Origin of the sequence: Oceanicola sp. 22II-s10i, from assembly GCF_002210105.1 — a bacterium.
Classification (GTDB): Bacteria; Pseudomonadota; Alphaproteobacteria; order Rhodobacterales; family Rhodobacteraceae; genus Pseudooceanicola.
This window is the reverse complement of the sequence record NZ_AQQU01000001.1, coordinates 1,510,706-1,532,783: the sequence shown is the minus strand read 5'-3', so window position 1 is coordinate 1,532,783 and position 22,078 is coordinate 1,510,706. Positions and strand designations below refer to the sequence as shown.

Genomic DNA, 22,078 nt, shown 5'->3' with positions numbered 1-22,078 from the left:
GGATGTTCAGATTTGTTTCGGGCGCGCTCTTGTCCTGCGCCCTTGCCGCCTGTGCGGTGGTCAACGCACCGCAGAACGCGCCCCTGTCGGCCGATGCAAACGCACCGCTTGTGGCCGGCGATCCGGCAGGCGACGGCGAGCTGTGGGTCGGCCTCGCCTTTTCCGGCGGCGGCACCCGCGCCTCGGCCTTCGCCTACGGCATGCTGGAGGCGATGCGCGAGGCGACCGCCTCGGCCAGTGACCCCGACGGGATGCTGTCGGACGTCCGCCTCGTCACCGGCGTCTCGGGCGGCTCGGTCACCGCCGCCTGGTTCGGGCTGAACGGCGCGGGCGGCCTGCCGGGGTTCCGCGAACGCTACCTCGTCCGCAATGGCGAGGCCTACATGGCGACCTCGGTCCTGAACCCGGTCACGCTGGTGCGCGGCATCTCGGGCGGGGCCAACGGGCGCAACACCTTCGGGCGGTTCCTGGACGAGACGCTGTTTCAGGGGGCCACGTTCGGCGACCTATCCCGCCGGTCGCGGATCAAGACGTGGATCAACGCCTCGGACGTGGCCAACCAGACGACGTTCCTCTTCGCGCCGGAAACCTTCGACGCGCTCTGTTCGGACCTGTCGAAATACCGGCTGGCCGACGCCGTCGCCGCCTCGGCCGCCTACCCGATGGTGTTCGCCCCGATCACGCTGGAAACCCGCGCGGGCCAGTGCAACTACACCGAGCCCGACTGGCTGACCGCCGCCCGCTACAACCCCGAGGCGACGGCGGCGATGAAGGCGCACGCCGCCGCGCTGGAAAGCTACGCGCGGGGCGAGCCGGTGCGCTACGTCAAGCTGCTGGATGGCGGGATCACCGACAATTTCGGGACCACCGGGCTGGCGGTGGAGCGGGCGCGGGCGCAATTGCCCTTCGCCCCGCTCACGCCACAGCAGGCGGTGCGGATGAACCGGTTCCTCTTCCTCGTCGCCAATGCCGGGGTGCAGAAGGACTACACGTGGACCGAGCGGCTGAAGGGCCCCGGCGGCGCGCAACTGGCGATGGCGATCGCGTCCTCGGCCATGGCCTCGGCCTCGCGCACCGGGTTCGATGCGATGCGGCTGCAACTGGACAAGTGGCAGGCGGACCTCGTCGACTATCGCTGCGCGCTTCCGGCCTCCGAGGTCCGGCGCCTGCGTGGCTCTGCCGCCGGATGGGACTGCCGCGATCTGAAGTTCTTCGCGGGTGAAGTTTCCATCCGCGCCCTGCCCCCCGCGATGCAGAAGCAGGTCGACGCGATCCCCACCCGACTCGCCCTGCCGACCGATCAGGTGGACCTGGCCATCGAGGCCGGCAGGAACGCCACGCGAGACAACCCTGAGCTGAACGGCTTCCTCCGCAGCACCCGCCAGTATGGCGGCACCCCCCTGAACGGGGGGGCTGGCCCGGATATTTCCGGGGCCAGACGGATCACACCCGTCAGCAACTGATGACATTTGCGGTCATGTCCCCGTTTCCCTTGATTGCGGGGCCAAACCCTTGCAATCCTTGGGCATCGGAGGAGCGTGGGAGCGCGAATGTCACATTTCCTGAACACCGCGGCGCGGCGGATCGCCGTCGCAGCCACGATCAGCCTGACCGCACCGGCCGCATGGGCCGCGGTCCACGGGCTGGTTATCGGTGTTTCCGATTACGAATATCTCAACGCCGATCTGCGCGGCCCGGCCAACGATATCAAGCTGGTCTCCCGGATGCTGCGCGCCCGAGGTGCCGACCCGGCGCATATCACCATCCTCGCCGCCCCCGACGCGACGGTCGATGACGGCCTGACCATCGCGGGCATGCCCCGCCGCCAGGCGATCCTCGACGCACTCGACGCGCTGGCGGCGACCGTGGGTCAGGGCGACACGGTGGTGTTCTATTTCTCCGGTCACGGTTCGCAGATGCCCGACGCCTCGGGCGACGAGGCGGGCGGCTATGACGAGATCCTGCTGCCCTCGGATTCCAAGAACTGGAAGGGCGCGATCGGGGGCGTCGAGAACGCGCTGATCGACGATGAGCTGGGCGTGAAGATGCAGGCGATCCTCGACACCGGGGCCGAACTGGTGGCGATCATCGACGCCTGCCATTCCGCGACCGGTTTCCGCGCCATCACGGACGAAAAGGTTTCGGCCGCGCGCTACATCGACCCGGCTCTTTTAGGCGTGCCCGACGTCAAGGCGGGCGACAGCCATCCCGGACAGGTCACGCCGCCGCCCACGGGGCAGTTCGTGTTCCTGTATTCCTCGCAATCCGACCAGCGCAGTTTCGAATACCCGGTCGGCGACGCGTCGGACGACACCAACTGGTACGGCGATTTCACCAGCGCGCTGATGCCCGTGCTGACCTCGGCCGACGGGGCAAGCTGGTCGCAGGCGCTGATGGCCGCCGTGGACGGCATGGCCAAGGACGGCCCCGCCGCGCAGACCCCCGATGCCGAGGGTCCGCTGCTGGACGCGCCTCTGTTCGGCACCGCCGCCGAGGCCGATCCGGTCTGGCCGGTTACGGGCCGCAGGATGTCCGCCGGATTGCTGAGCGGCATCGACACGGGTGCGCAGGTCGCCGTCTATGCCGACGCCGCCGCCACGGGCGAGCCAGTGATCGCCGAAGTGACCGAGGCGAAAGCCGACAGCGCAACGCTGTCCGCCGAGGGCCTGCCCGCCGAGGGCTATGCGAAACTCCACCGTCCCGCCCTGCCGCAACCGCTGAAGCTGGGCGCGCCGGTGATGGCGGAGCAGGGCGAGATCGGCGATCTGGCCGACATGCTGCGCGACCTGACCGACACGATGGAAGGCATCACCGACGCCGCGCAGGGCGCGCCGGACTTCGTGCCCGTGTTCACCGAGGGCACGCTTGCACTGGCCGGGCGCGACGGCGTTCTGGATGGCCTCGGCGCGGGCAGCAGCCCCCGGCTGGCCGCCGGAGCGGACCGCGCGCAGATGGCCGAGTTCCTGGAACGCGCGATCCGCGCGCACCGCCTGCGCGCCGCGTTGAAGGCGGCCGAGGGCGGGACGACCACAAGCTTTGCCCTGCCCGGCGTCGGTCTGACTGTATCGCTGTCCAAGACCGATGTGCCCGGCACCGACGGTGCCTGCGGCGAGCCCGGCGCGGACAGCCCGGCGCAGGGCGAGGTGATCGCCTCCGCCTGCGACCAGCTCTGGCTGACCGTCAAGAACAACTCCAAGACCGCGCGGGACATCACCGTGCTGTATGTCGACCGCGATTTCCGGATCACGCCGATCTATCCCGACGGGGCCCTGTCGAACCGCCTGAACTTCGGCGAGACCGAGGAGATCGGGATGCTGATCCAGAACCCCGGCGACACGCCGGGTCAGGAAGAACTCGTCGTCCTCGCCGCCCCCGCCGTGCAGGGCGCGCCGCGCACCGTGCTGACGGCGCTGGCCGATCCGGTCCAGATGCGGGCGATGGACACGCCCGATACCCCCGCACTCGGTCAGTGGCTCATGGCCGCGGCCGACCCGGAAACCAAGTCCCGCAACTTCAGTTTCGGTGGCGCTCTGCCCTCGCTCGAGGTCACGCGCTTCCGCATCACGCTAGCGCCCGCCGGCACACCCTGACCACTGCAATTACGTAACCAAAGAGAGACCCAAGACATGAAACTCATTACCCGTCTGGCCCTCCCTGCCGTGGCAGCCTTCGCGCTCGCCACGCCGGGGTTCGCCCAGTCCCTCGACGCCGCGCCGGAAGCTGATCCGACCGTGTCGTCGCCCTTTGCATTTGCAGAAACGAATAAGAAGGAAGAACAGGCCGAGGAGCAGCGCAAGGCGGCCGAGGCGGCCGGCGGCCGCGTCATCGGCGGCGAGATCGCGGCGCAGGGTGCATGGCCCTGGCAGGTCGGCCTGCTGATCGCAGGGCGCCCGGTCGGACCGGAATCGCATTTCTGCGGCGGCTCCATGATCCTCGACCAGTGGGTGCTGACCGCCGCGCACTGCGTCTACATGCAGGACAAGGACGGCTATTTCGACCTCCAGCCCCAGCAGATCCAGGTCATCGTCGGCACCAACAAGCTGGCGCCGGGCATGGGTGACGTCGTTCCGGTGGCGGGCATCTTCCGCAACACCAGCTACAACCCCGACGGGTTCGACAGCGACATCGCGCTGATCAAGCTGGCCCGGAAACCGAACGCGCCCTACCAGACGATCAAGGTGCCGGACAAGAACTTCGGCGAACAGATCGACGTCACCGGCGTGCCGACCATCGTCACCGGCTGGGGCCTGATCAACGGCGGCTCGCACCCCACCGACATGTACCAGGCAGAGATCCAGATCCTCGGCCGCGACCAGTGCAACGGCGCGATCCTCGAAGCCCGCGCGCAGGCCGCAGCCCAGCCCTTTATCCAGGCGCTGCAGATCCTCGACGTGAAGGGCGACAACGCCCAGCAGGCGTGGAACGCGCTGGTGTCCAAGGCCCGGATCCCGCTGTCGGACAACATGCTGTGCTCGGGCACCTACGAGGGCGGCAAGACCTCGTGCCAGGGTGACTCCGGCGGTCCGCTGGTGGTGCCGCTGAACGACGGCTCCTACGTGCAGGCCGGTGTCGTGTCGTGGGGTTTCGCCAACAAGGAAACCATGACCTGCGTCGAGACGGCGCTGTTCTCGGCCTATACCAAGGTCTCGAACTTCACCGACTGGATGAGCCAGACGATCAATGCCAACTGACGTCCATACCGGACACCGCGGCGGGGCCTTCGGGCCCCGCCGCACCCTCGGGGCCCTGCTTCTGACTGCCGCCCTCCTGCTGACCGCACCGCAGGTCATGGCGCAGGACAAGAGCGACGAGATCATCAACAACACCGCCGAGGCCATGGGCTTCATCATCGAGGACCGCCTGCGTCAGGCCCGGATCCCGCTGGACGAAGCGCTCGCACTCGCCGAAGACCCCGACCTCCCCCCCCTCGTCCGCACATTCCCGCGCATGGCGCAGGCCCTGATGGCCTACTGGGATGGTGACTGGGCCGGGACGATCGAACACGCCACCGAATTCGAAACCCAGATGAACGCCTACGGCGCGGGCGACCTGCCCTACCGGGTGCAGGCGACGATCCTGCGGGCCGCCGCGCTCTACATGTCGGGCGAGGTCGAAGAGGCCCTGCCGGTCCTGCGTCAGGCCGTGACCGAAAGCGAGGCGCTGGAGGAAGACGAGGCCGCCGAGGAACTGGCGCGCTACTTCCTCGCCCTTGCCGCCACCAGCGCGGGCGCACCGGACGCGGCCGAGCTGCGCACGGCCTTCCTCGACTACTACCGGGGCTACGGGTTCGTCACCCCCGGCAACACCCAGATGGTCCGCTACGCCGATCTGGCGATGGACATGACCCTGCCGGGCGGCTGGCGCGACCGCACCCTGACCGAGGACGAGGTCATGGACATGGCCGACGCCGGTCTGGATCTGGCTGACGACGGCCAGTTCGACGCGGCCTATCGCGTGCTGGAAAAGGCCAATGACACGACGTTCAAGCAGGACTTCCCGCTGCTGGTCGATCACTACCCGAACCTCGCCTTCGCCCGCTATCACTACATGCGAGAGAACTGGGACGAGCTTCAGCGGTTCGCATCCTCCGTCGCATCCGCGCTGGACCGGGACGAAGGCGTGAACCACCCCTACCGGATCGAGGCGACGATCTTTCAGGGCGTGGCCCTGTTCGAAAAGGACCGCCCCGGCGAGGCCGAGATCCTGCTGCGCGGCGCCATGGCCGACAGCGCCGACGACCCCGAGATGGGCGACCTGAACGAACTGGCTCATTACTTCCTCGCCCGCGCCGCCACCGACAACAACGCCACCGACGCCTCCGAACTGCGCGAGACGTTCATGGCGCGCTTCACCGGCGAGAACCTCGTCACCAACTCGCAGGCGCTGCTGCTGCTCTACCTGTCGCTGAACGCCGCCCTGCGCGAGGACGAGTCGCCCGAGCAGCTGATCGAACAGTCCAGCCAGATCCTCGAACTGGCCGACGTGCTGGACGGGATCGAACCGATCTACCGCTCCTACTTCCGCGGCAACCACGGGCAGTTGCTCTACCGTGCGGGCCATTACGCCGAGGCACGCGTCTTCTTCGAGGAACGGCGCGCCTTCCTGACCGAGAACAACAACCTATCGACTGACTACGCCGTGACCGCGCTGCGCCTCGGGAACGCGGTGGCCCGGACCGACGGGATCAACGAGGCACGGGCGCTGATGATCGAGGACCTCGCCCTGTTGAAGGACGCGGGCAGGGCCGATGACTGGTCGATCGCGGACCTGATGGGGCAGATCGCCTTCACCTACCAGTGGCAGAAAAACGAACTGGACGCGCAGGACTACTTCCGCCGCGCCTATTCGGAACTGCGCCGCAACCGGCGGGTGACGGACAACAAGGTGAAATACTACGCCGGTCTGATCGACCCTGCCGATCCGGGGATGCAGGGCTATCCGCTGGCCGCCGAGCTGGGCGTGATCGACCAGGCGTCCTACGAACTCAAGAGCGGGGGCGAGGACACGATCCGCATGTTCCTGGAAGGGAACTATGCCGGGCTGGAGCGGCTGCTGGACGCCTACGCCCAGCGGGACGAGGACCAGTCGCCGGAATACCTCGTCAATCTCGCGCTCTACAAGGCGATGGTCGGCGCCTATTCCGAAAGCCAGACCGCACTGGACGAGGCGCGGCGCAAGGCGCGCACGACGCTCGGGTCGTCGATCCCGGCCAATGCCGCGATCTTCGACCTGATCGACCTCGTGGCCAAGGTCTGGGGCACCGTCCATCTGGCGGACAAGGCGGGCGACGCGATCGCCCGGCTGCAGGCGCGCGAGGCCACCCTGCCGCGGCCGCAGCTCAGCCTCTACCTGACGCTGCGGGCCCTGTCGAAATACCAGTCCGGGAACGAGGCCGGCGTCCGCGCCGACCTGCGCCGCTGGATGGAGGTGCAGCCGGACCCCCGCACCGACCCTCCGACAGTGCTGGAGAAATGGGCCTACGCCCTGACCTGCGAGATGATCTATTCCTACTTCGGCCCCGCCGAGGGCGACGAATGGATGGAGAAGATGCTGGGCTGGCTGGACCTCGATCCAGGCAACCGGCTCTCGCTGGTGCAGGACACGATGCTGCTGACGCGGTCGTTCTCCTCGCCCGCCTATTTCACCTCGAACCTCGCGATTTCGGAGCTGAGCGGCATCGCCACCTCGATCCTCGACGAGGTGCCGCGCGACCATGCCCTTGTCGCCGCGACCCAGTTCAACGTCGCCAATGCCTTCTGGAACCGCAACATGTGGGGCGATGCCCTGCAATGGATGCAGCGTGCGACGGACAGCTGGCGGGCGAACCCCTATCACCGCAAGGACACGCTGGCCTTCCTCATCACCCGGCAGTCCAGCCTGTTGATGGGAACCGGGCAGGTCGAAATCGCGGCGACCCTCGCGCGCGAGGCATTCGACATGATCGACCCGATGACCGCGCGCGGCGATCTGGCCGCCGGGGTCATCATGACCTACGCCTACGCCTCGCGGCAGCGTCACGACGACGCCAAGCGCGGGGGCGAAGTGCTGCGCCCCTTCATCGAGAATGAGGCGTTCATGAAGCGCCTGCCTGCCCGCGACCAGATCTACATGCACCAGTCCTATGCCGACATGCTGGCCAACTATGCCCCCATCGACGAGGTGCTGGCCCAGCTCGACGCCGCCGAAAGCAAGGTGCCGGACGACGGTCTGGAATGGCGGCCCGACCGGTCGTCGCTGGTGATGACGCGGGCCATCGCGGTCTACTGGGCCAAGGACAACGCGGCGGCATGGCGCGACATCACCCGGTCCAACGATATCAAGGAAGACTGGCGCCGCGACACCATCCGCGACGGCGACGGCGAGGACGTCAGCGCGACCGAGGTCCGCAACCGCGCCGCGTGGGAGGCGATCATCGGCTGGGACTACGCCCAGACCCTGCCGCCCGAACCGCCGGAATGATCCTGCGCGGCGGCATACTGGCGGCGATCCTTACGCTCGCCCCGCCCGGTGCCGCCGTGTCGCAGACCCTGCCCGAGGTCATGCGCGACGTGGATGCCGCGTTGGCGGCACAGCCCGAAGACGCCCGCCGCACCATCGTCGAGATCGGCCGCGCCCTGCCCGCCGGGACACCGCCGGACGTGCTGGCCTATCCCGCCCTGCGGCTGGCCGAGCTCTTCTACCGCCACGGCGCCATCGACCGGGCCGAGGGCATGGCCGGTCAGGCCGCGCACTTGCTCGACACCGCCGCGACGCGGGACCATCCGTTCCGCATCCGCGCCCTGATCCTGCAGGGCATCGCGCTGGTCCGCCTGCAACGCCCCGCCGATGCGCTGGCCACCCTGCGGCCCGCCGTGGAGAAGGCGGCGGAAATGCCAGACCTTGCGCGGGACTTCCGGCGCGGGCTCTACCACCTCGCCGTCGCCGCCACGCGCACGCGCGCCCCTGACGCCACCGGCCTGCGCGGCGCCTACTGGCAGACGCGGCAGGAGAGCGACGGGATCACCGACGCCGACATGCTGAAGCTGGAGATCGAGGCGCTGTCGCTCGACCTGTCGGTCAGCGATCCGGACATCACCGACCTTCTGGAACGGTCGCGCATCCTGATAAAGGTCGCGCTGGCAACCGACCACCTGACGGCCGAGAACATGGCCCTGTTCCGGGCACTGCACGGGAGGATTCTCTACCGCGCCGAAGCCTACGACGAAGCGGCCGAGGTGCTGGAAACCCTGCGCGAAACGGCCATCGCCGAGGGGCGCTATGACGCCGACTACGCCGACATGGCCGACCTGCTGGCCCGCGTCTTCGCCCGGCGTGGCGACATGGCCGGCGGCGCGCGCATCCTCGCCGAGGCCGAGGAGCGGCTGACGACCGCCGACATCCCCGACCGTGACCGCGCCCGGCTGATCGCCACGCGCGGCCGCTTCGCCGACGCGCTGGACCGCACCGCCGAGGCGCAGGACCACTATCGCCGCGCCTATGCCACGGCCCGCAACTCGCTGCCCCGATCGGACCGGATGGTCACCCAGATCGCCGCGCTGATCGACGTGGACGCCCCCGGCATGGCCGCCTTCGCGCTGGCCCCGGAATTGCGCCCCGTTGCCGCCGAGGCTTTGCTGGATCCGGGCGGCGAGGCGGTGCTGCGCACCGTGATGTCAGGCGGTCAGGGCAACCTGATCATGGCCTTCGACGCTTTGTCCAAGGGCGCCCCCGATCCGATGATCGCCGCCAGCCGCGCCTATTTCGAGGCGCTGCTCGGCCAGACCGACTCCGCCCTGCAATCCGTCGAGTTCGCCCGCCGCATGGCGCGCGCGGGGATGGGCGGGACGCTGTCCGACACCGACCCGTTCCTCGACCTGATCGCGGTGACCGCCGTCTCCTTCGGCTCCAGCCGCCCCGCGACCGAGGTCGCCGGCGAACGCGCCCGGCTGACCGCCGCCCTGCCCGGCCTGTCACCCGACACCGCCCTCCTTGCTCGCGCGCTGGAGATCACCGCCCGCGTGGACCTGACCGGCGACACCGGTGCCGCGACCCGCGCGCTGATCGCCGAATGGATCGCCCTGTGGCAGAGGCTCCCTTCGCCTTCCGCCAGCGCCGATTTCGCCGCGGCGCTGATCGCGCCCAGCCTCTACGACGACATGCCCTTCGACGCGGCGGAGGCGATCCTCGCACCCGTCCGTGCCCGGAACCGCGCCCCCGGCGGGCTTCAGCTTCTCGCGGACCAGATGCGTTTCGACATGCTGTCCGAGACGCCGGACCAGACCGGGATCGAGGACCGCCTGTCGGAACGCGCCTCGCTCGCGCTGACGATCTCGGGCGTGCTGCCGCGCGATCATCCGTGGAACATGTGGAACTTCTCGAACGTCTCCAGCCAGCTCAGCACCCTCGGCCGGTTCGCCGAGGCGCGCGACTGGCTGGCCGAGGCGATCCGGCTGCTGCGTGAACGCGACAACAGCCCCGCCGATCTGGAGGCGATGTTCCTCAACCGCCTCGCCACGATCACCGGCAACATGGGCGACGACCGGGGTGCTGCGACCTACGCCCGGCAGGCCTATGACATGATCGACCCGATGACCGCCCGGCCATGGGCCGCACATCAGGTGATCCTGAGTTATGCCATCGAACAGCCCGGCACCGACGACCTGCTGGCCGGGGCGGACATCATCCGCGGCTGGCTGGACCGGCCCGACTTCATGGCGCGCCTGTCGCCGGACGATGCGCTCTACATGCGCTACATCCACGCGCATCTGCGCGCGATGTATGCCCAGCCCGATGCCGCGCTGGCCACCATCGCCGACTACCGCGCGATCCTGCCCGACGACGGACAGGACCGGCGCGACGAACTGGCCGCGCTGTCGATGCTGGAGGCCGAGGCGCACGGCATATCGGGTCGCTTCCCGCAGTCGTGGCACAGCATCACCGAGGCGGTGGACACCGACCGCGCATGGCGGCAGGACACATACGGCCCGCTGGCGGATGCGACGGGCCAGTTCACCACCGACGCCATGCGCTCGCTGGAGGCCGAGATCGGCTGGCTCTACGCGCAGTCGCTGCCGGACTGACCGCCTAGCGCTGGAACGCGGCGGCCAGCAGACGCTGGGTGTAATCCTCTTTCGGCGCGTCGAAGATCTCGGTCGCCGTGCCCTGTTCGACAATGTCGCCCTGCTTCATCACCACGACGCGGTGCGACATCGCCCGCACCACCTTGAGGTCGTGCGAGATGAAGAGGTAGGCCAGCCCGTATTTCTGCTGAAGCCCGCGCAGCAGGTCGACGATCTGCACCTGCACCGTCATGTCGAGCGCCGAGGTCGGTTCGTCCAGCACCACCAGCTTGGGCCGCAGGATCATCGCCCGCGCGATCGCGATCCGCTGCCGTTGGCCGCCGCTGAATTCATGCGGGTAACGGTCCATCGTGGCGGGGTCCAGACCGACCTCCTGCATCACCTCGGCCACCAGCTCGCGCTGCGGCTTGTCGGTGGGAAGCTTGTGGACGGTCAGACCCTCGGCGATGATCTGCTCCGCGGTCATCCGGGGACTGAGGCTGCCGAAGGGATCCTGGAACACGATCTGCATGTCGGCCCTGAGCCGCCGCAGGTCCTGCGTGGACAGTGAGCGGATGTCGCGACCGTCGAAGGTGATCCCGCCCTCGGACGCGATCAGGCGCATGATCGCCAGCGCCAGCGTCGTCTTGCCCGAGCCGGATTCGCCCACGATCCCCAGCGTCTCGCCCGCCTGCACGCTGATCGACGCGTCGTTCACCGCCTTCACGTGGCCCACCGTCTTGCGGAACAGGCCGCGATAGATCGGGAACCAGACCTTCAGATGCTCGGTCCGCACCATCTCCGTCGCCTTGTCGGCGACCGGTCCGGGCGAACCGACGGATTCCGCCGCCAGCAGCTTCTGGGTGTAGGGGTGCTGCGGGTTGACGAAGATCTCCTCGGTCGGCCCCGTCTCCACCACCTCGCCGTGCTGCATGACATAGACGCGATCCGCGATCCGTCGCACGACGCCGAGGTCGTGGGTGATGAACAGCAGGCCCATGCCCTCTTCGCGCTTCAGCTCGGCCAGCAGTTCGAGGATCTGCGCCTGGATCGTCACGTCGAGCGCGGTCGTCGGCTCGTCCGCGATCAGCAGCACCGGCTTGTTGGCCAGCGCCATCGCGATCATCACCCGCTGCCGCTGCCCGCCCGACAGCTGGTGCGGATAGGCGCCCAGCCGTTCCTCGGGGTCGCGGATGCCGACCCGGTTCAGCAGTTCGAGGATGCGCGCCCGTTGCGCGTCGCCGGTCAGGCCCTGGTGCAGGGCGAGGCTTTCCCCCAACTGCTTCTCGATCGTGTGCAGCGGGTTGAGCGAGGTCATCGGCTCCTGGAAGATGAAGCTGATGTCGTTGCCGCGCACCGCGCGCAGCTCGCGCTCGGAGGCGCCGATCATCTGCTTGCCCTCGAAGGTCACCGACCCCGTCACCTGCGCGTTGTCACCCAGAAGCGCCACGGTGGACAGGGCCGAGACGGACTTGCCCGACCCGGATTCGCCCACGATCGCGACCGTCTCGCCCTTGTCGACGCTGAACGAGACGCCCTTGACCGCCTCGACCACCCTGCCGTCCTGCCGGAATCCGACACGCAGGTCCTTCACCTCGAGAACGCTCATTGAAAGGTCTTTCTCGGGTCGAAGGCATCCCGCACGCCTTCGAAGATGAAGACGAGCAGCGACAGCATGATCGCGAAGGTGAAGAAGGCGGTAAAGCCCAGCCACGGCGCCTGCAGGTTCTGCTTGGCCTGCAGCGTCAGTTCACCCAGCGAGGGCGAAGAGGACGGCAGGCCGAAACCGAGGAAGTCGAGCGAGGCGAGCGAGCCGATGGTGCCGGTCACAATGAACGGCAGCATGGTCAGCGTCGCCACCATCGCGTTCGGCAGCATGTGGCGGAACATGATCGTGGTGTTCGACACCCCGAGCGCCTTGGCCGCCCGCACGTATTCGAGGTTCCGCGCCCGCAGGAATTCGGCCCGGACCACGCCGACCAGTGCGGGCCAGCCGAAGACGATCATCAATATGACCAATAGCCAGAAGCCGCGACTGAGGATCGCGAATAGGATGATGATGACGTAGAGCATCGGCATCCCCTGCCAGATCTCGATGATCCGCTGGAAGGTCAGGTCGATCCAGCCGCCGAAATAGCCCTGCACCGCGCCCGCCGCGATGCCGATCAGGCTGGCGCAGGTCGTCACCAGCAGCGTGAACAGGATCGACAGGCGGAAGCCGTAGATCACCCGCGCCAGCACGTCGCGCTTGGTGTCGTCGGTGCCCAGCAGGTTCTGCCCGTTCGGCGGCAGCGGCGCGGCGCCCGGACGATCGACCGGCGCGTCGTAGGAATAGGGGATCGGCGGCCAGATGGCCCAGCCGGTTTCAACGGGCTGGCCTTCGAATTCGCCGTCCAGCACGTCGAGGCTGACGCCGTCCGGATCGTCGAAACAGGCATCCAGCCCGCCGCTGGCGATCAGGCACTGGACCTCGGGGTCGCTGTAGATCGCCTCGGTCTGGAAATCGCCGCCGAACGCCGTCTCGGGGTAGAAGTTGAAGATCGGCGTAAAGAGCTCGCCCCGGTAGGACACGATGATCGGCTTGTCGTTGGCGATGAACTCGGCGAACAGCGACAGGGTGAACAGGATGGTGAAGATCACCAGCGACCAGAACGCCCGCCCGTTCCGACGGAAGTTCCGCCAGCGCCGCTTGTTGAGCGGCGACATGTACATCGAGCGCGATGTGACGGCCTGCGGCTGCGGACCCAGGTGCCCGGTCAGACCGGGCTCGGGCCGTTCCTCATGGAAATGCCCGGTATCCGCCGGCTCGGCCCCACGGATGGGACGGGACGGCGGCACGTGGGCGGTGCCGGTGTGATAGACGCCCTTCGGGGCCTTGTCGTCGGGATCGTTGCCGTTCGCCATGCTCAGCCCTCCCGCCGTTCGAAGTCGATCCGCGGATCGACAAAGACATACATCAGGTCCGACAGGATCCCCACGACCAGCCCCAGCAGTGAAAAGACGAAGAGCGTCCCGAAGATGATCGGGTAATCCCGCGCCACAGCCGCCTCGAACCCGAGCCGGCCGAGGCCGTCGAGCGAGAACAGCGTCTCGATGATGATCGACCCGCCGAAGAACACGCTGACGAACAGCGCCGGGAAACCCGCGATCACGATCAGCATCGCGTTGCGGAAGACGTGGCCATAGAGCACGCGGCTTTCCGACAGCCCCTTGGCGCGGGCGGTCATCACGTAGTGCTTCTTGATCTCGTCAAGGAACGAGTTCTTGGTCAGCAGCGTCAGCGTGGCGAAGGACGAGATGGTCGAGGCCAGCACCGGCAGCGTGATGTGCCAGAAGTAGTCGAGGATCTTGCCGCCCCACGACAGCTGGTCCCAGTTGTCCGAGGTCAGGCCGCGCAGCGGGAAGATCTGCCAGTAGGACCCGCCCGCGAACAGCACCAGCAGCAGGATCGCGAACAGGAAGCCGGGGATCGCATAGGCCGCGATGATCACGCCGCTGGTCCATGTGTCGAACTTGGACCCGTCGCGCACCGCCTTGCGGATCCCCAGCGGGATCGAGACGATATAGGCGATCAGCGTCGACCACAGGCCCAGCGTGATCGACACGGGCAGCTTGTCCGCCACCAGTTCCAGCACGCCGCGCTTGTTGAAATAGCTCTCGCCGAAGTCGAGCCGCATGTAGTTCCACATCATGTTCAGGAACCGTTCGAGCGGCGGCTTGTCGAAGCCGAATTCCCGCTCCAGTTGCTCGATGAACTCGGGCGGCAGGCCGCGTGCGCCCTCGTACTTGCTGTCAGATCCGACCGCGCCGACGCCCTGCCCCGGCCCGGTCGCGCCCCCGTCCGACCCCGAGCCCGAGATGCCCTGAAACACGTCGCCTTCGCCCTGAAGCTCGGCGATGATCTGTTCGATGGGCCCGCCCGGCACGAACTGGGTCAGGGTGAAGTTGATGATCATGATCCCGAGCAGCGTCGGGATCACCAGCAGCAGCCGGCGAAGGATATAGGCTCCCATCTCGGGCTTACCTCAGCGCGCCGGTGGCCCGAAGCTGTTCGCCCTTCTCGGCGTCGTACCACCAGTAGTCGAGATACCCGAGGTCATAGGGCGCGATCGTTTCGGGGTGATCGTACATGTCCCAGTAGGCCACCCAGTGATCCGCCTTGTACCAAGCGGGCACGATGAAGAATTCGTTCCGCAGCACCCGGTCGAGCGCACGCATCGCGTTGTCCTGCTCTTCCTGGCTGTTGGTTTCCAGCGCCTTGTCGATCAGCTTGTCCACCAGCGGCGAGGCAAGCCCGGCCGGGTTGAACAGCGAGAACTCGGCCTCGCCCGACCCGAAAACCTGCCGCAGACCGGTGCCGGCGCCGAGGAACACGCGGTAGGCGTCGAAAATCACGTCGTAATCGCGGTCGCGGCGGCGGTTGGTGTATTGCGAGGGGTCGACCTTTTCCATCTTCGCGTCCACGCCCATCTGGCGCAGGTTCTGGACAAATGTCTCCACCACGGATTCCAGCGTCCCGGACCCGGACGAGTTGATCGGGATCTCGATCGTCAGCAGGTTGCCCGCCTCGTTCCGGCGCATGCCGTCGCTACCGACCGGCCAGCCGGCCTCGTCCAGCAGACGCATCGCCTGCCGCAGGTTGCGGCGGTCGCCCAGACGGGCCGCGTCCGAGGTGTGCGCCATCACCGGTTCCTGCGTCAGCACCTCTTCGGGGACGAGGTCGCCGAGCGACTTCAGCAGTTCCAGCTCGGTGCCTTCGGGCACGCCCTTGGCTTCCAGCGGGGTGTCCTGGATGAAGGACGAGCGCTGCTTGAACAGGCCGTATTGCAGGCTCTCGTTCGTCCATTCGAAGTTGTAGGCCAGCGCCAGCGCCTGCCGGACGCGCTTGTCCTTCAGCGTCTCGCGCCCGAGGTTGAAGACGAAGCCCGAGTTGGCGGGCGGCGACCCGTCGGGGATCTCCTCCGTCCGCACAAGCCCGCGCTGTGCGGCGGGGAAGTCGTAGGCGGTCGCCCAGTAGCGGGAATTGCCTTCCTCGCGGAACGTGTATTCGCCCGCCTTGAACGCCTCAAAGGCGGCGGTCTCGTCCGCGAAGTACTCGATCCGGATGCGGTCGAAGTTGTGCCGCCCCACGTTGATGGGCAGGTCCTTGCCCCAGTACTCCGGGTTCCGCTTGTAGACGATGCGGCGGTTCACCTCGAAGTTGTCGATCATGTAGGGGCCTGAACCGGGCGAGGTTTCCAGCCGCGGCTCGTCCAGACGGGCGCCGGTTTCCTCGTACCACGCCTTGGAGAAGACGGGCGTCGATCCGACCTGGTCGATCAGCGACCGACGCGACATGTCGTCGGCGAAGGTGAACTTGACCGTGTAATCGTCCAGCGCCTCGGCGCCCAGCACCCGCTTCTTCACCGCGATCGCGTAGGACGGCAGACCCTGTTCGAGGAACAGGTCATGGGTGAACACGACATCGTGCGCGGTCAGCGGGGTGCCGTCCGAGAACTTGGCGTCCTGCCGCATGTGGAAGATGACGTAGGTCTTGCCCGCGTCGTATTCGAGGCTTTCGCACAGCAGGCAGTACTGGGAGCCGTATTCGTCGGCCGGCGCGCTGCCGTCCATCAGGCTTTCGTACATCGTCGACGACAGCGCCGCCGCCCGCCCCTTGCGGGTATAGGGGTTCAGGCTGTCGAAGGTGCCCGATGCGTCCAGCGCGATCTCGCCGCCCTTGGGCGCCTCGGGGTTCACATAGTCGAAATGGGCGTAATCGGCCGGATATTTCAGTTCGCCGAAGTAGTTGTAGCCGTGGCTCTTGATGACCTCGGCATTGTCCTGCGCGGGCAGTTGCGCGGCCAGCACCGCCGCCGTCAGCACGCCGAGCGCCAACGTCGTGGCGACGCGGGGGATTCGGCGGGCAAGGGTTCGGGGTGCTGCGCCACGGGCGCGGCTTTGAGTCGGGTGCATCCTGTCCTCCGGGTCCGGCGAAAGCTTTCGCCCTTCGAGATAAGCTAAAGTGTGGGCCGGACCACGTTCAAGTTGAGATTGCGTGACGACGCCGTGATTTACCCGTCATCCGCGCAATAAAAAGGCCGCCGACACAAAAGGTCGGCGGCCCCTTGACCGGCGGATGGCCGGACGGATCAGTTCAGGGTCTGAAGATAGGCGATCAGGTCAGCCCGCTCTTCGACCTTGCGGAGACCGGCAAAGGACATCTTGGTGCCCGGAGCCGCGCTGCGCGGGTTTTCGAGGAAGGTGTTCAGGACCTCGGGGGTCCAGGTGTCGCCGAGCTGCTCCAGCGCGCCGGAATAGGCGAACCCGTCGACCGCGTCGATGGCACGGCCCACGACGCCGTCCAGATGCGGGCCGGTGGCGTTGGTGCCGTCGATCTTGTGGCAGGCGCGGCACTTGCCGAACACCTTGGAGCCGGCTTCGACGTCGGCGGAGGCAAAGACCTCTTCGAACGACGGGCCTTCTTCCGCGGCGCCGGACGATTCCTCGGCCCCGGTTTCGATCACGTAGGCCTGAGCATGTTCGTCGCCGTGGCCGCCGCCGGTGGTGTAAAGCGTTTCAGCCACCCAGTTCCCCAGCAGGAAAACCAGCAGCGCCCCGCAGAAGCCGCCAACGACCTTGGTCATCGTCATCGTATCGAACATGGATTTCGCGCGCCCTTTGTTGGAGTCCGAGTGTTTGCGGGGCTATGTATCCGCTTCACCTCCGGATGCGCAAGGTGTAGTTAGCGCGACCAAACGCCCCTACGGGGCGCAGAGGGACAAGGATCAATGACCGGACGCATCGCATTTCAGGGCGAACTTGGCGCCTATTCCCACGAAGCCTGCGTCGCCGCGCGCCCGGATCACGAAGCCGTGCCCTGCCGCACCTTCGAGGATGCGATGGACGCCGTGCGCTCCGGCGTTGCCGATCTCGCGATGCTGCCGGTCGAAAATTCGACCTACGGGCGGGTTGCGGACATGCATTCGCTGCTACCGCATTCCGGGCTCTACATCATCGAGGAACACTTTGTCCGCGTCCGCATCGCGCTGATGGCGATGCCGGGCGTGCGGCTGGCCGACGTGAAGAAGGTGCGCGCCCACCTGGTCCTGATCCCGCAGGCGCGCGGGTTCCTCCGGGCCAACGGGATCGAGGCCGAGGCCGCCGCAGACAGCGCGGGCGCCGCGGCGGAACTGGCCAAGGCGGGCGACATTACCTCGGGCGTGCTGGCCAGCGAACTGGCTGCAGCGACCTACGGCCTGAACGTGCTGGCCAAGGATCTCGAGGATCACGGCCACAACACCACCCGGTTCCTGCTGATGTCGCGGGAAAAGGACATGACCCCGCGCGGCGATCACGGGATGATCACGACCTTTGTCTTCGAGGTCCGCAACATCCCCGCCGCGCTTTACAAGGCCATGGGCGGTTTCGCGACCAACGGCGTGAACATGACCAAGCTGGAAAGCTACATGAAGGACGGTAGCTTTACCGCGACGCAGTTCTACGCCGATATCGAAGGGCATCCCGACGATCCGGCCGTGCAGCGCGCGCTGGACGAGCTGGGGTATTTCACGACCGAACTGGAAATCCTTGGCACCTATCCCGCCGACGCGCGGCGGCGCTGAGGCTCAGGCGCGCTTCTTGGCCCGTTCCTGCAGGGTCTGCGCATAATCGGTGACCTTGAGCTGCAGGCGCTTGGTCAGGTTCGTCTTGGCCAGTTTCAGCGACTGGACCAGCAGGCGGGCCGACAGGTTCTGCGGCTTGATCTCGATATCCAGCCGCAGGCGCGTCCGGTTGCGCGACAGCGCGACCAGTTCCACGTTGCCGAAGGCGTGAATGCTGGGCGACACCGCCTCGAACTTCATCAGGGTCGGCTTTTCGTATTCGGTCAGCGTCAGCTCCACCTCGCGGCGACGGCCGCGCAGATCGAACTTGGCATCCCACTTCATCCCCGGCGCAGGCTGGTCAAGCTGGTCCTTGCGCACGATCTTCGCGCCACGGCGCATGGCCTGGCGCTGGAACGCCTCGAAATCCGAGACTTCCATGAACACCAGTTCGATCGGTGCCTCGATGTCCTCTTTGGCAACGAATTTCATTCTGCGCCTGTTCCTGTTCTGCTCTAGGTTAGGCCCCCCGGCGCGGATAGTCCCCTCAATCCAGCCGGTCCGCAAGCCAGTTGCGCAGCAGAAACTCTGCAATTGCGCCCCGGCGCGGCGAACGGATCACAGGGTGTTGCCCCGCGAATACATCCGCCATTTCTTCGCGCGGGACCCAGATCGCATCCTCAAGCTCGGCCGGGTCGACGGTGATGGCATCGCCCGTCGCCTCTCCGTAGCAGCCAAACATCAGCGAATTAGGAAAGGCCCAGGGCTGGCTCGACAGGTATTCGACGCGCCCGACGGGCACCTGCGTTTCCTCCATCACCTCGCGCCGCACCGCCGCCTCCAGCGTCTCACCCGGCTCGACGAAGCCCGCCAGCAGCGACCACATCCCCTGCGGCCATCCGCGCGACCGGCCCAGCAGGACGTTGTTGTTGTGCACGATCAGCATGATGACGACCGGATCGGTGCGCGGGAAATGCTGGCCGCCGCAGACGTCGCAACTGCGCTGCCAGCCCGCCATGACGATCTGGCTGGGCTGTCCGCAACGGGCGCAGAACTTGTGCGTGGAGTGCCAGTTGTAGAGCGCCTTGGCCGTGGCCGCGAGCTCCGCGTCGCGGGTCGTCAGATCGGCCATGACCGCCCGCAATTCGACGAACAGATGCGCCTCGTCCTGTTCCGGGTGATTGGGCAGCGGCTGGCTGCGGCTGCGGCCCGGACCGGATTCGAGGAACGGCGTGCCCTCGGGTTCCCAGCCGGAAATGTCCTGCGCGAACAGCAGACCGGTTTCGTCCCGGCCCAGCAGAACCGGTTCCTCGTCTCCGACCGCCAGCAGCGGATGGTCCATCGGCAGCCGCGCCAGAACCGGCGCGTCCGATCCGCTTTCCAGCAGCGGGTTGCCCTTCCACAGCACGATACAGCGCGACGATCCGGCCCCGCGCGCAAAGCGCAGCACGTCGTCATTGCCCCGAAGCTCGGCCGCCCGGTCCAGCCCCGATCCCCCGAAGGTCACCTCTTCCGCGATCCGCATCCGTCGCCTCTCCCTCTTGTCCGGCGCCACCCTGCCGCCTGCCCCGGCGGAATACAACGCCGCGCAAACAGGTCACACACCCGAAGCCGGGTCGCAGGCCGGTATACTTTGCGCGGCCATTGTGCGAAGATCTGCCCGTAAGACACGCGCGAATACAATTCGGACACGCACCTGTCACAGACACCGCTACTCTCGACAGTGAACAGAATCGGGAGAGTCGGGATGGGCAACGGGTCCGGGAACGGTTGGACACGCCGGGCATTTCTGTCCGGCTCATTCGCGGGTGCCGGTTTGATCGCACTTCACCCCTTCTCTGCGCGGGCCTCCGCGCAGCAGGCGCATCTCAGGATCATGGAGACGACCGATCTCCATGTGCACGTCTTTCCCTACAACTATTACACCGACAGGCCCGACGACACGGTGGGGCTGGCCCGGACCGCCGCCCATGTGGCCGCCATCCGGGCCGAGGCGACGAATGCCCTGCTGGTCGACAACGGCGACTTCCTGCAGGGCAACCCGATGGGCGATTACATCGCCTACGAACGCGGGATGAAGGACGGCGACCTGCACCCGGTCATCAAGGCGATGAACGCGCTCAGTTTCGATGCCTCGACGCTGGGGAATCACGAATTCAACTACGGGCTGGATTTCCTGATGAAATCCGTCGCGGGGGCCGAGTTTCCGGTCGTCTCGGCCAATGTCGTCAAGGAACGGGGGGCGACGCCGACGGCGGATGCCACGCTGGTGAAGCCCTACGTGATCCTCGACCGCGTGGTGCTGGACGGGGCCGGGGCCGAGCATCCAATCCGCGTGGGCGTCATCGGTTTCGTCCCGCCGCAGATCATGACATGGGACCGCCGCCATCTGGAAGGCAACGTTCAGGCGCGTGACATCGTCGAAACCGCCCGCGCTTGGGTGCCCCAAATCCGCGAGGAGGGCGCGGACATCGTGATCGCCCTGTCGCATTCCGGCATCGGCTCAGCCAGGCACACCGAAGGGATGGAGAACGCATCCGTCCCTCTGGCCGAGATCGACGGCATCGACGCCGTGCTGACCGGCCATTCGCACCTCGTCTTCCCCTCGCCGACCTATGACGGATTCGCGGGCGTGGACGTCGGCAAGGGCACGATCCACGGCAAGCCCGCGACCATGGGCGGGTTCTGGGGCTCGCACCTCGGGGTGATCGACCTGATGCTGGAACGGGACGGCAATGAATGGCGGGTGCTGACCCATGACGTCTCGGTCCGCCCGATCTCGAAACGGAACGAGGACCGCTCCGTCTCGGCCCTGGTGGAGAGCGAACCGGCCGTGCTCGCCTCGGTCGAGGCCGAACATGAACAGACCCTTGCCTATGTCCGCCGCCCGGTCGGCAGGACCGCCGCGCCGCTGCATTCGTATTTCGCGCTGGTGGCCGACGACCCGTCGGTCCAGATCGTCTCCATCGCGCAGGCGTGGTACGTGACCGAGATGATGAAGGGCACCGCGCACGAGAGGCTGCCGGTCCTGTCAGCCGCCGCGCCCTTCAAGGCCGGGGGTCGGGGCGGGCCGGAGTATTACACCGACGTCCCCGCGGGCGACGTGGCGATCAAGAACGTGGCCGACCTATACCTCTATCCCAACACGATCCGCGCCGTGCGGATCACCGGCGCGCAGCTGAAGGGCTGGCTGGAACGCTCCGCCGGGGCGTTCAACCGGATCGAGCCCGGTGCGCAGGACGCCCTGCTGCTGAACCCGGACTTCCCGAGCTACAATTACGACGTGATCGACGGGGTGCGGTATCAGATCGACCTCAGCCAGCCCTCGCGCTTTACCGCCAAGGGCGAGCCGCTGAACGCCGACGCGAGCCGGATCGTCAACCTGACCCACGACGGCGCCCCGGTGACGGATGACATGGAGTTCATCGTCGCCACCAACAACTACCGCGCGGGCGGCGGCGGTGCCTTCCCCGGCGCCATGGGGGATACGGTGGTCTTCGAGGGGCCGGACACCAACCGCGACATCATCGTGCGGTATATCGTGGAGAAGGGGACGATCGAGCCCTCCGCCGACGCGAACTGGACCTTCGCACCGCTGCCGGGAACGACGGTGTTGTTCGACACCGGGCCGAAGGCGGCGGACTATGCCGACAAGGTGCCGGGCGTCAGGATCGAACCCGCCGGAGACGGCCCCGACGGCTTCGCCCGTTTCCGCATCACGCTCTGAGCGGTGGCACGCAGGACCGTGGCCGCACTCCGGCGGGTGAGGTGCGGGACGATCACCGGGCTATGCATGTTCGAAGCTGGGACAACAGTCCCGCCACGCTCTGAGATCTGCACAGAGGACCGTGACCGCCCCTGGGCGGGCGCCTAGCAGCGCCCGAACCGCGCGTTTTATGGCAACACGCCCCTCATGCCTGAGGCATGAGCGGGCGGCACCCATGCGCCCGCCCGAGG

Annotated in this window: 14 protein-coding genes; 7 read left to right on the top strand and 7 right to left on the bottom strand. The window is 67.2% G+C overall.

The window, feature by feature from the left end; translation table 11 throughout:
• Nucleotides 1-2: 2 nt before the first annotated feature.
• From ATO6_RS07645 to ATO6_RS07625, 5 genes are all read left to right on the top strand, one after another.
• Complete coding sequence (locus tag ATO6_RS07645) at nt 3-1,463, top strand: patatin-like phospholipase family protein (protein ID WP_088623286.1); 1,461 nt, start codon at nt 3-5, stop codon at nt 1,461-1,463.
• An 87-nt stretch (nt 1,464-1,550) separates the two neighbouring features.
• Entirely contained in the window at nt 1,551-3,590 is a 2,040-nt protein-coding gene (locus tag ATO6_RS07640; protein ID WP_088623285.1) for a caspase family protein, read from the top strand.
• A 36-nt stretch (nt 3,591-3,626) separates the two neighbouring features.
• Nucleotides 3,627-4,691, top strand: coding sequence for a serine protease (locus ATO6_RS07635; RefSeq protein WP_088623284.1), 1,065 nt, complete (start codon nt 3,627-3,629; stop codon nt 4,689-4,691).
• Complete coding sequence (locus ATO6_RS07630; protein ID WP_088623283.1) at nt 4,681-7,959, top strand: hypothetical protein; 3,279 nt, start codon at nt 4,681-4,683, stop codon at nt 7,957-7,959. Before ATO6_RS07635 ends, ATO6_RS07630 begins: the two co-directional genes overlap by 11 nt.
• The gene (locus tag ATO6_RS07625) at nt 7,956-10,559 is read left to right on the top strand and encodes a hypothetical protein (RefSeq protein ID WP_088623282.1); all 2,604 of its coding nucleotides are present in this window, start codon (nt 7,956-7,958) and stop codon (nt 10,557-10,559) included. Before ATO6_RS07630 ends, ATO6_RS07625 begins: the two co-directional genes overlap by 4 nt.
• Nucleotides 10,560-10,563: 4 nt before the next feature.
• On the opposite strand, the gene ATO6_RS07620 is transcribed toward ATO6_RS07625, so the two are convergent.
• From ATO6_RS07620 to ATO6_RS07600, 5 genes are all read right to left on the bottom strand, one after another.
• The gene (locus ATO6_RS07620; protein WP_088623281.1) at nt 10,564-12,147 is read right to left on the bottom strand and encodes an ABC transporter ATP-binding protein; all 1,584 of its coding nucleotides are present in this window, start codon (nt 12,145-12,147) and stop codon (nt 10,564-10,566) included.
• Nucleotides 12,144-13,250 carry an ABC transporter permease gene (locus ATO6_RS07615; RefSeq protein WP_088623454.1) on the bottom strand — a complete coding sequence of 369 codons (1,107 nt, stop codon included), beginning with the start codon at nt 13,248-13,250 and terminating at the stop codon, nt 12,144-12,146. The genes ATO6_RS07620 and ATO6_RS07615 overlap by 4 nt, the downstream gene beginning before the upstream one ends.
• A 194-nt stretch (nt 13,251-13,444) precedes the next feature.
• Nucleotides 13,445-14,551: a microcin C ABC transporter permease YejB gene (locus ATO6_RS07610; RefSeq protein WP_088623280.1), complete on the bottom strand. Its 1,107-nt coding sequence runs from the start codon at nt 14,549-14,551 to the stop codon at nt 13,445-13,447.
• Nucleotides 14,552-14,558: 7 nt separating this feature from the next.
• Nucleotides 14,559-16,493: an extracellular solute-binding protein gene (locus tag ATO6_RS07605; protein ID WP_088623279.1), complete on the bottom strand. Its 1,935-nt coding sequence runs from the start codon at nt 16,491-16,493 to the stop codon at nt 14,559-14,561.
• Between the two features lie 176 nt (nt 16,494-16,669).
• Nucleotides 16,670-17,182, bottom strand: a complete 513-nt coding sequence (locus ATO6_RS07600; protein WP_088623278.1) for a cytochrome c family protein — start codon at nt 17,180-17,182, stop codon at nt 16,670-16,672.
• A gap of 126 nt (nt 17,183-17,308) precedes the next feature.
• On the opposite strand from ATO6_RS07600, the gene ATO6_RS07595 reads away from it, so the two are divergent.
• Nucleotides 17,309-18,142, top strand: coding sequence for a prephenate dehydratase (locus ATO6_RS07595; RefSeq protein WP_088623277.1), 834 nt, complete (start codon nt 17,309-17,311; stop codon nt 18,140-18,142).
• A gap of 3 nt (nt 18,143-18,145) precedes the next feature.
• Here the strand turns inward: ATO6_RS07595 and ATO6_RS07590 are convergent, their stop codons facing one another.
• Nucleotides 18,146-18,613, bottom strand: a complete 468-nt coding sequence (locus ATO6_RS07590) for an SRPBCC family protein (protein WP_088623276.1) — start codon at nt 18,611-18,613, stop codon at nt 18,146-18,148.
• Nucleotides 18,614-18,668: 55 nt separating this feature from the next.
• Entirely contained in the window at nt 18,669-19,646 is a 978-nt protein-coding gene (gene nudC / locus ATO6_RS07585) for an NAD(+) diphosphatase (RefSeq protein WP_088623275.1), read from the bottom strand.
• A gap of 222 nt (nt 19,647-19,868) precedes the next feature.
• Between nudC and ATO6_RS07580 the strand changes: the two genes are divergently transcribed.
• The gene (locus ATO6_RS07580) at nt 19,869-21,848 is read left to right on the top strand and encodes a bifunctional 2',3'-cyclic-nucleotide 2'-phosphodiesterase/3'-nucleotidase (RefSeq protein WP_088623274.1); all 1,980 of its coding nucleotides are present in this window, start codon (nt 19,869-19,871) and stop codon (nt 21,846-21,848) included.
• Nucleotides 21,849-22,078 lie beyond the last annotated feature (230 nt).

What these genes read in the sequence shown, in the direction of transcription:
- ATO6_RS07645 (WP_088623286.1), top strand. Translation starts at nt 3, where the DNA reads ATGTTCAGATTTGTTTCGGGCGCGCTCTTGTCCTGCGCCCTTGCCGCC.
- ATO6_RS07640 (WP_088623285.1), top strand. Translation starts at nt 1,551, where the DNA reads ATGTCACATTTCCTGAACACCGCGGCGCGGCGGATCGCCGTCGCAGCC.
- ATO6_RS07635 (WP_088623284.1), top strand. Translation starts at nt 3,627, where the DNA reads ATGAAACTCATTACCCGTCTGGCCCTCCCTGCCGTGGCAGCCTTCGCG.
- ATO6_RS07630 (WP_088623283.1), top strand. Translation starts at nt 4,681, where the DNA reads ATGCCAACTGACGTCCATACCGGACACCGCGGCGGGGCCTTCGGGCCC.
- ATO6_RS07625 (WP_088623282.1), top strand. Translation starts at nt 7,956, where the DNA reads ATGATCCTGCGCGGCGGCATACTGGCGGCGATCCTTACGCTCGCCCCG.
- ATO6_RS07620 (WP_088623281.1), bottom strand. Translation starts at nt 12,147, where the DNA reads ATGAGCGTTCTCGAGGTGAAGGACCTGCGTGTCGGATTCCGGCAGGAC.
- ATO6_RS07615 (WP_088623454.1), bottom strand. Translation starts at nt 13,250, where the DNA reads ATGTACATGTCGCCGCTCAACAAGCGGCGCTGGCGGAACTTCCGTCGG.
- ATO6_RS07610 (WP_088623280.1), bottom strand. Translation starts at nt 14,551, where the DNA reads ATGGGAGCCTATATCCTTCGCCGGCTGCTGCTGGTGATCCCGACGCTG.
- ATO6_RS07605 (WP_088623279.1), bottom strand. Translation starts at nt 16,493, where the DNA reads ATGCACCCGACTCAAAGCCGCGCCCGTGGCGCAGCACCCCGAACCCTT.
- ATO6_RS07600 (WP_088623278.1), bottom strand. Translation starts at nt 17,182, where the DNA reads ATGTTCGATACGATGACGATGACCAAGGTCGTTGGCGGCTTCTGCGGG.
- ATO6_RS07595 (WP_088623277.1), top strand. Translation starts at nt 17,309, where the DNA reads ATGACCGGACGCATCGCATTTCAGGGCGAACTTGGCGCCTATTCCCAC.
- ATO6_RS07590 (WP_088623276.1), bottom strand. Translation starts at nt 18,613, where the DNA reads ATGAAATTCGTTGCCAAAGAGGACATCGAGGCACCGATCGAACTGGTG.
- nudC (WP_088623275.1), bottom strand. Translation starts at nt 19,646, where the DNA reads ATGCGGATCGCGGAAGAGGTGACCTTCGGGGGATCGGGGCTGGACCGG.
- ATO6_RS07580 (WP_088623274.1), top strand. Translation starts at nt 19,869, where the DNA reads ATGGGCAACGGGTCCGGGAACGGTTGGACACGCCGGGCATTTCTGTCC.